Source organism: Eisenbergiella sp. OF01-20 (genome assembly GCF_003478085.1).
Taxonomy (GTDB): Bacteria; Bacillota; Clostridia; order Lachnospirales; family Lachnospiraceae; genus Eisenbergiella.
Window position 1 is genome coordinate 13,418 of sequence record NZ_QUES01000026.1, and the last position, 15,731, is coordinate 29,148.

At 50.6% G+C, this 15,731-nt stretch carries 15 protein-coding genes; 8 read left to right on the forward strand and 7 right to left on the reverse strand.

From position 1 onward, the window contains the following. The first annotated feature begins 14 nt into the window (after positions 1 to 14). From DXA36_RS23135 to DXA36_RS23155, 5 genes are read left to right on the forward strand one after another with little or no spacing between them, the layout of a single operon-like run. The gene (locus tag DXA36_RS23135; protein WP_118681802.1) at positions 15 to 2,957 is read left to right on the forward strand and encodes a DUF6765 family protein; all 2,943 of its coding nucleotides are present in this window, start codon (positions 15 to 17) and stop codon (positions 2,955 to 2,957) included. Positions 2,958 to 2,959: 2 nt separating this feature from the next. Beyond that, the gene (locus DXA36_RS23140) at positions 2,960 to 3,688 is read left to right on the forward strand and encodes a hypothetical protein (RefSeq protein ID WP_118681803.1); all 729 of its coding nucleotides are present in this window, start codon (positions 2,960 to 2,962) and stop codon (positions 3,686 to 3,688) included. Between the two features lies 1 nt (position 3,689). After that, positions 3,690 to 7,163, forward strand: a complete 3,474-nt coding sequence (locus DXA36_RS23145; protein WP_118681804.1) for a hypothetical protein — start codon at positions 3,690 to 3,692, stop codon at positions 7,161 to 7,163. Continuing rightward, positions 7,160 to 8,311, forward strand: coding sequence for a hypothetical protein (locus DXA36_RS23150; protein WP_118681805.1), 1,152 nt, complete (start codon positions 7,160 to 7,162; stop codon positions 8,309 to 8,311). Before DXA36_RS23145 ends, DXA36_RS23150 begins: the two co-directional genes overlap by 4 nt. 10 nt (positions 8,312 to 8,321) lie before the next feature. After that, entirely contained in the window at positions 8,322 to 9,290 is a 969-nt protein-coding gene (locus tag DXA36_RS23155) for a hypothetical protein (RefSeq protein WP_118681806.1), read from the forward strand. Positions 9,291 to 9,301: 11 nt separating this feature from the next. On the opposite strand, the gene DXA36_RS23160 is transcribed toward DXA36_RS23155, so the two are convergent. Genes DXA36_RS23160 through DXA36_RS23170 form a run of 3 tightly spaced genes read right to left on the reverse strand, consistent with a single transcriptional unit; the run spans position 9,302 to position 11,247 of the window. Continuing rightward, positions 9,302 to 9,949 (reverse strand): ABC-2 transporter permease, encoded by a 648-nt coding sequence (locus DXA36_RS23160; protein ID WP_118681807.1) that lies wholly within the window; start codon positions 9,947 to 9,949, stop codon positions 9,302 to 9,304. Further along, positions 9,946 to 10,818 carry an ABC transporter ATP-binding protein gene (locus DXA36_RS23165; protein WP_330425095.1) on the reverse strand — a complete coding sequence of 291 codons (873 nt, stop codon included), beginning with the start codon at positions 10,816 to 10,818 and terminating at the stop codon, positions 9,946 to 9,948. Before DXA36_RS23165 ends, DXA36_RS23160 begins: the two co-directional genes overlap by 4 nt. Before the next feature lie 60 nt (positions 10,819 to 10,878). Beyond that, complete coding sequence (locus tag DXA36_RS23170) at positions 10,879 to 11,247, reverse strand: GntR family transcriptional regulator (protein ID WP_118681808.1); 369 nt, start codon at positions 11,245 to 11,247, stop codon at positions 10,879 to 10,881. A 139-nt stretch (positions 11,248 to 11,386) separates the two neighbouring features. On the opposite strand from DXA36_RS23170, the gene DXA36_RS23175 reads away from it, so the two are divergent. The 3 genes from DXA36_RS23175 to DXA36_RS23185 all read left to right on the forward strand — a co-directional run bounded on the left by DXA36_RS23175 (position 11,387) and on the right by DXA36_RS23185 (position 13,783). Further along, entirely contained in the window at positions 11,387 to 12,151 is a 765-nt protein-coding gene (locus DXA36_RS23175) for a MerR family transcriptional regulator (RefSeq protein WP_118681809.1), read from the forward strand. Between the two features lie 91 nt (positions 12,152 to 12,242). Beyond that, the gene (locus DXA36_RS23180; RefSeq protein WP_118681810.1) at positions 12,243 to 12,962 is read left to right on the forward strand and encodes an ABC transporter ATP-binding protein; all 720 of its coding nucleotides are present in this window, start codon (positions 12,243 to 12,245) and stop codon (positions 12,960 to 12,962) included. A 59-nt stretch (positions 12,963 to 13,021) separates the two neighbouring features. Continuing rightward, positions 13,022 to 13,783 (forward strand): ABC transporter permease, encoded by a 762-nt coding sequence (locus DXA36_RS23185; protein WP_118681811.1) that lies wholly within the window; start codon positions 13,022 to 13,024, stop codon positions 13,781 to 13,783. Between the two features lie 14 nt (positions 13,784 to 13,797). Here the strand turns inward: DXA36_RS23185 and DXA36_RS34305 are convergent, their stop codons facing one another. The 4 genes from DXA36_RS34305 to DXA36_RS23205 form a co-directional block, all read right to left on the reverse strand. Then, positions 13,798 to 13,956 carry an NAD(P)-dependent oxidoreductase gene (locus DXA36_RS34305; RefSeq protein ID WP_118681858.1) on the reverse strand — a complete coding sequence of 53 codons (159 nt, stop codon included), beginning with the start codon at positions 13,954 to 13,956 and terminating at the stop codon, positions 13,798 to 13,800. Between the two features lie 107 nt (positions 13,957 to 14,063). Next, entirely contained in the window at positions 14,064 to 14,192 is a 129-nt protein-coding gene (locus DXA36_RS33890) for a HEPN domain-containing protein (protein WP_279221560.1), read from the reverse strand. Positions 14,193 to 14,219: 27 nt separating this feature from the next. Beyond that, positions 14,220 to 14,573 carry a nucleotidyltransferase domain-containing protein gene (locus DXA36_RS23200; protein ID WP_412249879.1) on the reverse strand — a complete coding sequence of 118 codons (354 nt, stop codon included), beginning with the start codon at positions 14,571 to 14,573 and terminating at the stop codon, positions 14,220 to 14,222. Positions 14,574 to 14,880: 307 nt separating this feature from the next. Then, positions 14,881 to 15,723 carry a carbohydrate ABC transporter permease gene (locus tag DXA36_RS23205; protein WP_118681812.1) on the reverse strand — a complete coding sequence of 281 codons (843 nt, stop codon included), beginning with the start codon at positions 15,721 to 15,723 and terminating at the stop codon, positions 14,881 to 14,883. Between the last annotated feature and the right edge of the window lie 8 nt (positions 15,724 to 15,731).

Sequence of the window (15,731 nt, forward strand, 5' to 3'; positions counted from 1 at the left end):
GAGAGGAGGTATCTATGAAATCATATACTTTACTGGACAATGTGATCGAAGAAGCCAGGGAAGCGGGGGGAATCCTGGAGCTTGATTTTACCCGGGAAGCACACTACGCCTTTTTCCTGGAGCACCTGGGCGGTGAAGAACGTCTGAAACGTACCGCGCCGGAAATGCTTTCCAGCCTTCGTACGCAAAGAAACGGTGTCCTGCGTGCCGAACCAAGGAACGATTTGAATCTTACGGACGGTTATCTGGTCCATGATCTAAAGGTAGCCCCTAACCTGCGGGGCGAAACCAATGGACTGACCTTCCGGCTTTCGGCGAAAACAGAATTATCCTTATGCAGCGCCAGCCTGATTCCGCAGCTCAATGTGTGCCATTACTTCCGGGATGCCAGGACAAAAGACATTATAAAGCAAATCGACCAGACCGTATCCGGGGAAACCAACCGCTTTGTTTCCCCGGTATCCTGTGAGAGCCTTACCGCAGGCCTGACCGAACGTCTTATCCGTATTGACAGCATATACTCCACGGTGGATCAATCCGGTGACGGTAAACCCTATCTGCGCGGGAAGGTCTGCTCTTCCACAGCGATCATCCAGTCCTTCCAGGAGGATGTGTGCACGGTGGAGCTGAGCGATCCGGTAATCAAGCATCCGAATCGGACCTATCACCCCGATATGGTCTGCATCAGCTATGACCGGAAATCCCAGATGTCGGATCCGGATTATCATAAGGAAACGCAGCTGGACCCCGAGATTCAGGAGATGCCGGTTTATCTGCCATTTACCATAACCATATCCCTGAAAAACCAGGCTTATTTTTATAAGATGGCAAAGACCGGTTATTTTTATGAAAAATACCAGCCCAGAATCAGTCTTTACCGTATCCTGAACGATGAAAAAGAAATGCCCGGCTGTGCCCGCATGATCCAGCCCTGGTCACAGATCTCCGACAAAAATGTGGAGATATTGGAATACAACAAAACAGAGTCCGACGACATTATAACAGAGCAGCCGAACAAGCTGAAGATTACCTTCCCCGAAGACTGGAATTCCGACCTGACTTCCGCTTCCGTGATGGACCGTACCACAGAAGCCGAACTGTACGGCAATTTTCTCCTGAACATAAAGCATCCATCAGGGAGCACATACAAAGACGGTTATGTCAGTATCATAGCCCAATATGAGTACCAGAGTACGGATCCTGCGCAGGTGAAGGTGGAGCGGCTGTTTTACCAGTGGGGATGTGTTGCCCGGGATACCCTCCTCCTTACACCTATGGGCCTGCTTGCGGCACAGGATGTGAAAATCGGCGACGTGCTTCTCACTCCTGACGGCAGGTCCATGCCGGTGCGGGATATCATCACCGGTATGGAAAACACACTTCTCTGCATAAAAACATATCAAAATACCCTGTGGGTCTCCGACACCCATACCCTGTGCCTGGAAGGGGATAACGGTTCCTTCCGTCCGGTTCCGGCCTGTGACGCGCGGAGCGGAGAGCGGATTTATGCATGGAGTACCGGGGAAGGCCGTCCGGTTCCGGAAGAGATCCTCAGCATCACCGCCGTTCCCTATGAGGATATGGTTTATAATTTCTGGTTTGACGAAGAGACGTGGCTCATCGGAAACGGGCTGCTCATCGGGGATCAGGCCATGCAGGGCCATTACTTCCCGGGCAGGGCTTCCATGGAAATGCGACGCCTTTCACCGGAAGCCACAGCCATGCTGGAGCAGCTTTCGGTATTGGGAGCCTGCTTTCCTCCCAAAAAGGTTGCAGAACCCGTCTTCCGGCCCTCGGACAAGCCGGAGAGCTATGCCATGCATTATTTTGCGATCAAGTATTTGCTGCTTTATAATAACTTCCCCATGGAACAAGCTCAGTCCATTGCCGAATACTGCCAGTTTATGGCGGACAATGCCACAACGGCAAGCCTGCTGCTGGACTGGATCCCGGAATGGGTGAATACCTCATCCTTTTTCCGCCTGGCAGAAAACCAGTTTGAGGTACCCGTCATTCCCACCGCTATGGCCAAATGGTATGACACGGAGGAACTGGACAAACCAAAGCCATGGTATCCCGCAGAAAGCGGCAGCAGCGTTTTCCATGTCTGTGAAGAACTCCTGCGTCCTTTCCACTTCTTTCCGGGAGAAGAAATCCCCGAAAAAGCGGAAGGAGCGGAAAAGGAACTGGCGGATCGGGTAATCCCCTGTCCTGCCCGGTTAGAAGGGCTTCTCAAAAATCTTTCGGAGGACGTCGCTCTTTATAAGAAGGATCTGTCCGGGCTGCCGGAAGAACTCCTGATGAAATTGGGTATCTATCTGCATATCCTCACCGATACCATCCTGCATCAGAATTTCGGTGCCCGCCGTTCATGGATCAATATGGCTTACCGGGAAGGTGTTTTTACACCGGAAGGCAAAAATGCGGATAAGGATTATCCGCCCTATCAGGACATATTCGATGATGACGCGGCTTATGACGAGTCAGCCGTCTATCCTGCGGGCCTGGAAAAAATAGGGTGGACGGTAAACGAACCCTTTTTGAACCTGTCCTATCAGTATCCCATCATTACAGATGCCCTCGGGAACCAGTCGCTCTATGATCTGTGGGATAATTACGCCCAGCCCAACGCCTGGGCCTATGCCTGTGATCTTTCCCTGGTTAACGATTTTTTAAGAAACTGCCGGGGGCTGCCCGCCGATCCATCCTGGCAGACAAGTCCGCAGTTTACACGGATCCACAAGAATTTCTTATCTCCTGCCAATGAATTTGAATCTCTTTGTAAAATATGGCAAAGCGGACAGTCGTGTATGGATTTCCGTTATACCGCGGAGGATGTTTTCAGGAAGATTACCGGAGCTGATACAGCAAAGGTAACCACAGAAGAACAGTATCATAACTTTTTTTCCTATACAGAGATTCTTTATAATCTGCAGCACCTTTGGAAGGAGGAATAAACATGGCAATTACTCTGCAATACCGGTTGGATGACAAGCAAAACCTGGTTGTCCGGGCTGAAACAATTATCGCCTGTGAAACGGATAAAACATATCGTCTGAACCTGACCCTGTCAAAACAAAGAGAGAAAAATCCCATCCTCATGAAGGATGTTATCCTGGAAAACGGCAGAGGGGAAACAGAAGTAAGCTTCGATTACAGGCTGTACAACCTAAAAGGGGTAACTCTCACCGTAAATGCACACGTATGTATATTGCCAGATCCTCCCGAACCGGCATCTGCCGGAAAAGGGCAGGATGACGTCCTTAAGTCCCCCGCTCCCATTATTGTGGACAACCGGACCGAAGAACTTCACCTGTTTGGCCTCACGGAATGTCTGGAAAGCATACGGCTGGAACATACGCAGTCCTGCTGCCGTCTGGAATCCGCCAAAAGCCCGGCACCGCAGGCCAGGATTCTGGTACAGGTAAAGCTGAAGGAAGAATTCACTCTGCTGCGCTTTTATGAGGATTCCGTCGATCTTACCTGTCTTACGAAGGATGGGCCAAAATCGCCGGATTATCAAATGCTTATGAGCGCTAACCGGATGGAATTCCACATGGATGCGCTGACCGGCAGTATGGCCTCCGGTTTTTCAGCTGTCATGTGGAAGGGGACAGGGATCGTTTACCATCACCGTACCGGCTTGATGCTGGCTCTGTCTTTCAGCTTTGACAGCAGGAGTTGTTAATATGCAGGAGGAACAAACCTTACTCATCCCCATTACCGTGCGGGCATGTCTTTGCGGGCGTGCCCCCGCCAAAAAAATATATGCGGGCTTTCAGTTATCTTTCACGGATCTGGACGATCCCGATATTCCCATCGACAACGGCCTGTTCGTTCCCGGAAATACGCCGGAGCCGGGAGTGCACCTCTCCTTCAGCCTTCCGGAGGGCTTTACCCGCGGGATACAGGAAGAAGGGAAGGACGGCGCGCCGGCTTCGCTATCCTATCCTTTAGTCCCCAACCGCTGGGCTGTGGTCCGGATGTGGCTGGAGGAAGGGGATAGCAGGCTGAAGCAGAAGCTTTTTCTCCTGGAAAGCGACGCTCTGCAAAAGAAACGCGGGGCAGGCTATTATAATTCGGGAAGCAGTTCCTGGCCTTGGCCCCGGACACCGGAAAGGCCTTACCGGTATCTGGGCAGAAGCTATGCCCTTTCCCGGGCGCCGTCCGTCCCGCAGGATGTGGAACGCATCGCCCTCACTGCCGTTTCCCCAGTCAATCCTTTTTTTTCCGCCTATTATCCCCATTGCCGTAATGTATTCGGTTTTTATGACGATCTCGCGGGGGATGGAATCAAGCAGGCCTGTGTGAGTTACCTGGTGTGCGGCTGGTATCAGGATGCGGCAGGCCCTGAGCCGCTTTCCCTTCTTACAGACACAGAGCAGCTGAAAGAACAGCTTCTCATGGATGTAAAAGGGACCGGACTGCCCCGCACGAGCCTCTGCCACGGCCTGTTATGCGGCATCGAATGGAAGGGGGCCGGCTTTCCTTACCCCACCGGTGTTCCGGACAATCCGCAGCCCGGCGAAGTGGAGGATATCCCGGATCTGGCTATAGGGAATACTTCCGATGAGGCGGCAGCCGCCCTGGCGGGGGCGGACAGCGGCATATCCCCCCGCCTGTTCCAATGTTTTCTGAGAAACCTCTGCCCGGATCTTCTGGGTCAGCAGGGAACGGCGGAAGTGGAAAAGGAACTGCACGCCTCCGGCTTCTCCACCCTCCAGCCCCCCGATCTCCTATGTCTCTCTCCCGTACAGGGAGCCGATCATAAACAACCGCCTTCCGAAGCGGTGATGAAAAAAATCGCCGATCTTCGTTCCAGGCAAAGACAGCTTTATGCGGACCAAATGCGGCATAAACAAAGGCACCGCGCCGCTTATGAGACCTGGCAGCTTCTGTTTACCGGTCAGGGGGATCCGGATATCCTGTATGCCTCCCTGCAGGAATCCGTCCGGGAAATACAAAAAGAACAAAAAGCCTTATCGGACACAGCCGCGCAAATCGATATGGATATAAAGAGTTTGGATCCCGGTCCGGGGTACGAGCTGAAAACAGAACCTGCCCCTCCCTTTTACCAGCCCGCCGATCCGGTGCTTTTAATCAGACAGCTGGCCGACACGGAGGGAAAAGTGACCGGTAATCTCACAGCCTGCCGCCGTAGTGGCGAAACAAACGGCGCCGTCCGTTTCACCGGGTTATGCGCTTCGGAAGTAACCGTGTATGCGGAGGAATTGTTGGAAAACACAGAGGCCCCCCGCGGCCTGCCGGCAGAACTTTCCCCGCTGATTGGGGAAGCCGCCTTATTATCCACCGGTTTTGCCTCCCTGATAGCCGAAAAAGCCCTGGGAAAGGCAGGCTTTTTTCCGCCGGATCCCACCCGGACAGAAGAACTCGCCGCCCGGCTTAAGCAGGTGCAGCAGCAGTTCCTTCAGCTGCCTTCCATCACCTTTGACAGAAAACTGCCTGAGAACAGGGCGGTCACGGTTTACAAACCCCAATGGTACCCTCTGTATCTGGAATGGCAGTGCTTCTACTATCCCGATACGGCGCTTTTGCAGGCGCATCCTGATCTGAAAAACTGGAGCCTGGAGGATGGGCGGTATGACTACTGCGGGGAACGTTCGATTCTGGATCCCAAAAACCGGCATGCGGTTTCCGGCAGGCTGCTGCTCTCCGACAACGCGGCAAGACAGCTGGAAAACAGCATACAGGGCTACCTGAAGGATCGTGTCCTTTTCCCGAACGATCCCCGCACCAGAACCCTGTTATCCCAATCTCTGAGCGGTTTCAATGATACGCTGCTCATGCGGGATCAAAAAAAGCTGCTGCCCCAGTTTTCCACCGACAAACTGGTAAAGGCTTCCCTGGAGCTTCTCGGACAACTGTCCTGCGATGTATTTGGAACCGCTGCCGTATATGACCAGCTCTTTTCCCCCATACGGGCGGGTTTCCTGGCTTTCAGCCAAATACGGATCCTGGACAGGCTGGGCAGATTCCAGGATATTATGTCACCGGATCTTTATTGCAGTGAAGAAATGCGTTCGTCAAGTGCTCCGGCAAAACCGCATGAAGCCATGCTCCAGCCCCGGCTGGGGCAATACACAAGGCTGGATGCCGCGTGGATTTGTGCAACAGCCGGGGGCTCTATCGACGGGGCGGAAGCCTCCTTCGTACCCACGGCCTCTCCTTTGTGCGGCTTTCTGCTGCCGAACGGGCTGGATAACAGCCTTATGGCCTATACTGCAGGAGGTCTGCCCATAGGAAGCCTTGTTCTCACCCGGACCGGCACCGGCATAGCCTTCAAAAGCCCGCCCGGAGCTGAGATATCCCACAGTATCCCGGAGGATATTAACTCCCAGATGTACAGCCTGTTACATTCCCTGCAATTCGGGCCAAAGGAAAATCTCATTGCCCTTCTATCCTATATTAACCAACTGGGCAGTCAGAACATCCCTGTCCCTCATGGACCCGCAGATGTTGAGTTCATCGGCCATCCGCTGGTGCTGTGCAGGCTGCGCCTGAAACTGGAACAGGCAGGAGAACCTGAAACCTACCGTCACCTGCCCGGTTCCGTTCCCGACCCGACCCAGTCCGTCAATGTCACAAATGCTGTATTTCCCCTGCAAATCGGGGAACCACAGGACTACCGTGATGGGCTGGCCGGATTCTATCTGAACGGGGACTTTGACCACCTGTATATTTATCCGGGCAGCGGGACACAGACCTCCTATTTACGGGAGGATAACCGGGTTCCCTCGGCCCTTGACCCCAGCCTTCCCGCAGATGAGCTGTGCGTTCTTATGGAACCATATAGCCGTCTGACCATAAAACCCGCCATTTTACCGGTCAGTTCTTTCTCTTTACCTCCGGATCTGGTGGATACCGCACTCGACACGATACGCACCACATATTATGCAGGCCCCCTATTGAGCAGCGAAGCTCCGCTTTCCATCCCTGCTGCCTATCAGAACGACAGAAAATACTTCTTCTTACAGGCCGGGAAAGAATTCCCGGGCGGAATCTTTGCCGATGCTTCCCCCGCCCCCGCCTGGAAAATCACCGAACTTGGGCAGACGGACGGGCAGGCCTTCTCTGTCCCCTACCCGGTGAAGGCTTTGGAGGGGTATATGCAGATACAAAAAAATAAGGAGGAAAAGGAATGATCGTACCTAACCAAGATTTCGGCGGCGCCTTTTTTGATACGCACCTTACGGTAAATGATCCGGAAGGGAAAGTTTCTCTCTATACAGACAACACCTTATATTATTCCTTTCAGGCCCCCGAACCGGCAGAGGATGCCAGGCCCAAACTCAAAATTACCGCTTCCGCAGGCGAAGCCTCCAGCCATATGTTTGCATCCGCCGATACGGAATACGGAAAGATGTCCTGCCCCTGCTTTGATTACCGGGGCATCAGCCGGAATGGAAACCTGCTTTCCCACACCCTGACCTATACCGATGAGGCCGCGGCGCTGCGGGATCTCACGGCCCTTACTTTAGAATGGAGCGGTATCGTCACCACCGCGTCGGAAGGGATTTGCACCGTCATCGTGGAAGTAAGCGGTTTCGGGAAAGGAATGGACGGGAAATTCACCTATTATTTTTACAAAAGCCTGGCTTCCACAGAAATCTGCTATTTCAGGGCATCCCCAGCAAGCGCCTGTCCGGGTGAGACGATCACCCTGGAATGGAAGGTAAATAATGTGAATGCCGGTTATATTCTTCCCGGAGGCTACGATATTTTTGCAGAAGGCACTCAAAGCTCCTCCTCCTGTCAGGTTCCCATGCCCTCCGGAAGCACCAGTTTCTTTTTGTATGCGTCGGGCAGCCAACAGAGCGTTTACCGTGAAGTACAGGTTTTCACCCCGGTCCCCGTCATCAGCCTTTTACTGGAAGGACGCAGGGCGTCCTGGGAATGCCATTATGCCGCCCGATATGAACTGGCAGAAAACGGAGTCTACACGCAGGAAAAGGCAGCGGACAGCCGCACGCTGCAGGAGGATACCCTGACCATAGCGATCCGGTGTACGGGTGATCCGGTATCAGAGGAAGAAAAACGCCTCGTGCTTCCGGGATCCAATATCCTTTTCATAAAGTATATCCACAGCTATTTAGCGCACAAGGTGATAGCCGTCAGATGGAAGCTTCCTAAAGGCCGGACGGCTGTGGTTAAAATCTGGGATACCTCCTGTTATACCGTATCCTGTCTCCCGGACGGCATATGGGAATACCCATATGCCCCCGGAATAAATGTCACCGCGGAACTTATTGTTGATCCGGGAACCCCGCAAGCCCTGGATTTCAGACTATAGGAGAATGAAAATGTCCGGTTTGTATCTGGAACTGACCCCCGCTTATCTCTTTACCCAAAACGGAGAGCCTGCAAATATCCCCATACGGAATAAAATGGTTATTGCACTGCACAATCCCTTTCTTGAGGAATCCGTCACTCTGAAAAATGACGCACAAACAGAATACACCGACCTGCCTTCCTATGACAATGCAAGCGTCATGGAAGGGCTGACCTGCATTTATCTGCGTTTTGACCTGGGCACCTCACCCGGCTGTCTGACGGATGAAGAATCCTTTGCCAATACACTTTTTGCATGCCCGGATGACTGGTATTTCTGCAAAAAAGACTTAAATACCATAATCCTGTATCCCTCCCGGACCATTTCCCTGGAACCTTCTTCCTGCATTGAATTCCTTTTGGATCGGCTCTGTACCTCTCTGCCGAAAGATACTTCCACCTCCTGCTGCATAAAATATGTAAATGTTGCGGAAGGGTCAATTCAGGAAGGAACCTTTACCCTTTACAAAAAAAGAGTTCCTTTAAACATCCGGCATTTTGCCCCGGCTGCAGAAGATGTGGTTACCGGCTTTCGGGACACCGTACGCCTGGAATGGTGTGTTACCGGCGCAGACAAAGTGATTTTACAGCCCGGCGGACTTGCTCTGGACAAAGCGGGGAGCTGTCAGATAACAATAACCGCCAGGGCGGCTTATACCCTGACGGCATACTGTGGAAACAGGCAGGTATCCCAAAGTATTTTTCTGGAACCTCTCACGGCTTCCATAGAGTCCTTTTCCCTCACGCCGTCTGCTTCCGGCCAGGAAATCACACTCAGCTGGAAGGCGGCAAATACACGCCATGTGTTCCTCTCCCGCATAGGGCGTATCGACGCAGACACCGGTTCCCTTACCCTGAAACGGGACGCAAACGTGCGCATTTATACCCTGACCGTCGAAAACCAGGATGGTTTACTTACCTGCAGCAGACAGGAAGGCTGATGATTAGGGAATCAGAATTCGTGCTTTTCGTAAATCCGAACGGACAGCTTCAGGGAAAGAAACCATCCCGCCGCATCTAAAAGGAGAACGCCCCATTCTCCAATGGAAACGATATTTTCCAAAGTAAGCCGGAGTCCGTCCAGAACGGCCCCTTTGTCCTCCAACCTGCTGAAACCGATCAGAGCTATGCTCAGACACAGGAACACCGCCATATAGACAACTCTTGCTTTTTCCACACCCACTTTATAGATTACGGGAAGAAGCAACAGCTGCATCAGGACGGTCACCAACAATATCTGAAAGAGGGAATGCATGCTATCCGCCAAGCTGCCCTCCTGTATGAACAGGTAGCGCAGGAATACGAGTGCACCGCAGCCAATAGTAACGCCCGCATCAATAAGGAACACAGACAAATATCTGGCTTTTACAATATCTTTTCTTGTCAGAGGGAGGCTGTTAGCATAGGTATCCCAGCCGCAGGCATTATCCAGGCTGAATACGGTCATGCTACTCATGATTCCAATCAGCGCGGTAAGCATATAGAGAAAACTGTTGCCGTTCATGATACAGGCATAAATGAACAGAAAGGCCGCGACAATGAGCCAGCTCTTCATCTGGTTTTCCAGAAGATAATATTCTTTTCTCAGCAACCCAATCATAACCGTTCTCCCTTCACATAATAAAGCATGATATCCTGAATCCGCACCGGCTCGACAGTTAAGCCTTCCGCATTTTTCCTCTTTTTTCTCCAGGTATCCGCTTCCGTCATGGCCTCCGCCCCGAAACGGTTTTCCTTATAGCCGATGAGCTCCGAGGGTGCAAACAACGCAAATCTCTCCCTGGGGCCTTTCAGAATCACAAAACGCTCCAGCAGATGATCCTTCTCCTCCGAAATAAGAATCCTTCCCTTATGGATGAAGGTAATATAATCCGCAATTTTTTCCAAATCCTCCACAATATGCGTAGAAACAAAAATGCTGCGTGTTTCCTCCTGGATAAAGTCCATAAAAATATCCAGAATTTCATCCCTTATAATCGGATCCAAACCGCTGGTGGGTTCATCCAAAATCAGAAGCTCGGCGCCATGGGAAAGGGCGATTGCAATAGATAGCTTCATTTTCATTCCACGGGAATATTCCTTGATTTTCCGATCCTTTGGCAGACCGAACCGTTCCAGATTGCTAAAATATGCCGCTTTGTCCCAACCGGGATAAATACCTGACATCATATAGTTTATTTTAAGCCCGTTCATGGTTTCCGGCAGGTTCAGGTCTCCCAGCACTACCCCAAGACGTTCCTTAACGGCTTTTTCTTCCTCCAGGTTATCCTTTCCCAGGACCAGGATACGCCCGCTGTCCCTGTGAAGCATATTCAGGATCAGCTTGATTGTAGTCGTCTTTCCGGCGCCGTTCTCTCCGATAAATCCCATAATGCTCCCGCGGGGCAGTGTCACAGACACATCCTTGAGAGCAAAACCCGGATAGGTTTTTGTCACATTCTCAATTACCAGTGCATTGTCCATTTCCATATCTGATACCTTTCTGCCGGCAAAGCGGGCAATCTGAAAAAACGGAATGCGCCTGCGGCATTATTCATACAGGACCTTCAAAACTTCCGTCAATTCTTCCAGGGATATTCCATTTTCCCTGGCAATTTCCACGGCTTTGGAAAGATATTCCTCCGCCATCCGCAAACTCCCTTCTCTAATTATAGAGATATCCCGGTCTGCCACGAAGCTCCCTTTGCCTGTGATAGTCTCAATAAAGCCTTCCTGCTCCAAATCATTATAAGAACGTTTGGTAGTAATAACGCTGATCCGCAGTTCTTTTGCAAGCAGCCGCATACTGGGCAGGGCGTCCCCTGGCTTTAGTTCACCGGTTATAATATCGTTTTTTATCTGGGAAGTTATCTGTTCATAAATAGGCTTCCCGCTGGAATTGCTGATTGTGATATTCAATACGGTACCTCCGGAGTATATATTGTATATATCATCATATACACAATATATACTTATATGGAAAGCTTGTCAATAATGAAATATATACCAGGCTTTAAAACCATGCTATAATCTGATTTTACGGAGGTAACATAAAAAAATGAAACAAACTTTCTCAACCTCACAGGTTGCCCAAATAATCGGGATCCATCCCAATACCGTGCGGTTATATGAAGAACTGCAGCTCATCACCCCGCCGGAACGCAAAGCCAACGGTTACCGTATCTTTACGGATCTCCATATCCGCCAGTTCCGTATCGCCCGGCTGGCCCTCCGGGTTGAAGTCCTTCAGAACGGCTTGCGAAAGCAGGCGGTGGATATCATCAAAACAGCCGCGAAGTGCGATTTTACAGAAGCCGTCCGGCTGACGGAAAGCTACCTGCGCCAGACTGCCGTGGAAACGGAGCATGCGGAAGAGGCCGTCCGCATCGCCCGGAATCTGCTGGAGGAGATTCCCCCTTCCTCCGGCTTCTGTCCGCTCACCCGAAAGGAAACCGCGGAATGTCTGGGGGTAACGATTGATACCCTGCGCAATTGGGAGCTTAACGGCCTTCTCCAGGTAAAAAGGAAATGCAACGGTTACCGCGTCTATACGGAAAATGATATCCGGCGTCTGAAAATCATCCGCTCCCTGCGCTGTGCAAACTATTCCCTGGCCGCGATCCTGCGCATGCTCCAGGCCCTGACCGTCAACCCTGCCGCAGATATCCGCGCCGTCATCAATACACCGGAAGAACAGGAAGATATTTTCAGCGCCTGTGACAGCCTGCTCTCCTCCCTGTCCCATGCCGCTGCCAATTTCCGCCGGATTCTTGCGGAATTAAAAGAATTGGAAAAAGAACAGAAAACCTACCCTCCACTTTAACACCAGACTTTGCGCTGGTGTTATTCTTTGTTCTGACGTAACCGTTTCGTATCTTCAAAGTTACGTTTCAAAACATACCAGGAGGAGAACAATGGAAAAAACAATCAACGTAAACGGGCTGTGCAAGGCCTACCACGGAGTACCCGCCGTCCGGGATATTTCGTTTTCCGTAAAGTCCGGAGAGATTTATGGGCTGTTGGGAGAAAACGGCGCGGGAAAGAGCACCATCCTTGAATGTCTGTTGGGAACCCGCAGGCCGGATGCCGGCAGCGCGGAAATCCTCGGCATGAATCCGCTGCGGGAACGCAAAAGACTCTTTCAGAAAACAGGCGTACAGTTTCAGGAACCCTATTATCCGGATCGGATACGGGTAAACGAATTATGTGAAGAAACCGCTTCTTTGTATCAAAAGGCGGAAAATTATGAAAAGCTTCTGGAACAGTTCGGACTGGCGGATAAAGCAGACAGTATGGTCAGCGCCCTGTCCGGAGGGCAGAAACAGCGCCTTTTTATTGTGCTTGCCCTGATCCCCGGCCCTCAGGTGGTTTTTCTGGATGAACTTACCACAGGGCTGGATGCCAAAGCAAGAAGGGCAGTCTGGAAGCATCTGTCGGATCTCAGGGAAAAGGGACTCACCATTCTGCTGACCTCTCATTTTATGGATGAGGTTTCGGTTCTCTGCGACAGAATCGCCATGTTAAAAAACGGCCGGATTATTTTTGAAGGCACAGTGGAAGGCGCTGTAAAACGCAGTCCCCACAATACATTGGAGGACGCTTATCTTTGGTTTATGGAACAGGAGGAAGTTTGAAACAAAGTACGTTTCAAATATTGAATTAAAGTCCGCTGAAGCGGACAAGGAGTATAATTATGAAAACATTCGGAACTCTTTTTAAAATAGAAGCAAAGCTTTCCCTGCGGGGAATGGACATGTTTATTTTTGCCGTCTGCCTTCCGGTGGTCATGGTATGTATCCTTGGCATGATTTATGGAGGGGAACCTGCTTTTCCCGGTTCCTCCTATTCCTTTCTGGAGCAATCCTTTGGGGCTTTGACCACCATTGCCATCTGTGCCGGCGGCGTTATGGGACTCCCCCTGCTAGTCTCCGACTACCGGCAGAAAAAGGTGCTGAAACGTTTCCAGGTAACGCCTGTAAGCCCTGTCATGCTCCTTGCCGTGCATGTAGCTATTTACGCCGCTTACGCCCTGGTTTCCCTGATTCTGGTCTATGCATGTGCCACCCTTGTATTCGGCTGCCGCATGCCCGGCAGCCCGGCTGTCTTTCTCCCCTGCTATTTTCTGGTGATGCTTTCCATGTTCAGCATAGGAATGATGGTGGGCGGAATCGCACGGGATACGAAAACGGCCGGCATTGCGGCAAGCCTTTTATATTTTCCCATGCTGCTTTTGTCCGGGGCCACGCTGCCCTACGAGATCCTGCCGGATGCCCTGCGTCGTATAGCGGATATTATGCCGCTGACCCAGGGGATTAAGCTGCTGAAGGCCGCATCTTTAGGGCTGCCCCTGGAAAATGTCCTCCTGCCGGTGTGCATTCTCGGAATCCTGCTGCTTTGCTGCAGCGTGATCGCGGTCAAATTTTTCCGGTGGGAGGCTGAGGCAAATACCCCGTAGCGAGCGCAACGAACTTAAGTTCGCGGGTGTTTGACCCATATGGGGAGTACGATCATGTTCGGACAGTTTAAAAGCGGGTGCTCCCGCTTCAAAGACGGTTCTGTTTCAAATACATCAGAGGCCGCCCCTGCTATCTTTCCGCTTTTGAATATCTTTTGCGATCGTATCCTGATTAATCAATCCCTTCGTCTCGCTGGCCAAAGGAAAATGCCCTCTTTATTCTACGAGAAAAGCAGTTACTTCCGGTAACTGCTTTTCCCCTGTTATATATTTAAGATTTTTAAAGAACCTTTTTATCTTTCAAATACTTCTCGACCACTTCAATAAACTCCTTAGCCCTCTCGATCTGTTCCTCTGCGTCCTGCTTTGAGGCGATGAAGAAGTCCGAATAATCCGACTGTTCCCGCATGATGGAAGCGGTATTTTGCTAATGTCTCTACGCTGCCCATAGCACCACCCCTTCCTCTCTCACGTTTTTGTAAAATGGCAGAATATCTGCCCACTCCAGAAAATTTTTATAATCAATATTCAACACGGAAAACACTTGGTCATACTCCAAATCCATATCGACCGCCAGTTCAACCATTTGATTACGCATTTCCTCTGTTTCCCTGCCGTCCACCAGGATTGCTATATCAATATCTGATTCCCGCGTATTAGTTCCACGGGCAAATGAACCATATAGCAGAACGCTTACCAGCATATCCCCATAAATATCCCGCAGGCCCTTCACCAGCTTATCAAACATTTCCCGGTTATCCTCCACGCTGTTTTCCTCCTGTCTTATCATTTATATGGATATTGTACCGTATTTTTTACTTTTATTCAATCCATACCTGTTTTCTTGAATTTCCGCAGTTTTATCCACAGTACTCTAAATTTATCAGCCTTGTAATGAACAATTTTCAAAAAGATACACATTGTTGATCGATTGTTCAGGCCTCTTGAGAAAGGTTTTGATATTGTAAAGCATTTTATCAAAAGTACATTCTTCTTTGAGAAAGATTATAAGTCTGCAAATACGATCACTTTTCAGGCAAAGAAACAAAGTGAGTCTGGTCAAAGGTATCTCGGGCAGATTGACACCTTGAGAAAATTTACCCCTTCAAACCGGAGAATGCAATTCCTTCTATCAGATATTTCTGTGCCACACAGTAAATCAGTACCATAGGCAGCAGCGAACAGACCGTGCCAGCCATAATCAGCCCGTATTCCGCTCCGTATTCCGTCCGGAAGGCGGCCAGCCCGATTTGGATTGTTTTTAATTTATCCGTATTCAGGTAGATCATAGGCCCCATGTAATCATTCCACATGAAATTAAAGGTAAATACCACCAGCGTAGCCAGGCCGGGCTTGCACATGGGGAGTATGATTTGGGAATAAATTTTCAGTTCCCCGCAGCCGTCGATACGCGCCGCTTCGGACAGCTCCATGGGGATTCCCAGCATGAACTGCCGCAGCAGGAACACGCCGAAGGCGCTGAACAGGTTCATTAAAATAATGGACCAATGGCTGTCATAGAAACCCAGATTTTTAATGATGATAAACTGGGGGATCATGATGGCATGCCAGGGTACCATCATGGTAGCCAGATAACAGAGGAAAATTTTATCCCTCCCCGGATAGTCCATTTTGGCAAAGGAATAGGCGGCCAGGGAGCAGGTAACCACCTGCCCTGTGGTAACTATCAGCGACAGCTTGATGGTATTCAGATAATAGGTGAGGAAATTCACTCTGGTCCATACCTCCTCGTAATTGGACCAGCGGAGCACCTCGGGTATCCATTTGATGGGATACTCAAAGATTTCCCTGTCATATTTCAGGGATGAGGACAGGGTCCAGAAGAACGGCACCAGCATCGTCAGGCCGATCACCAGCAGTACCGCAAATAAAACGGAATGCTGGATGCGTAATTTTGTTTTATATGATTTCGTTAGCATTGTTTGCT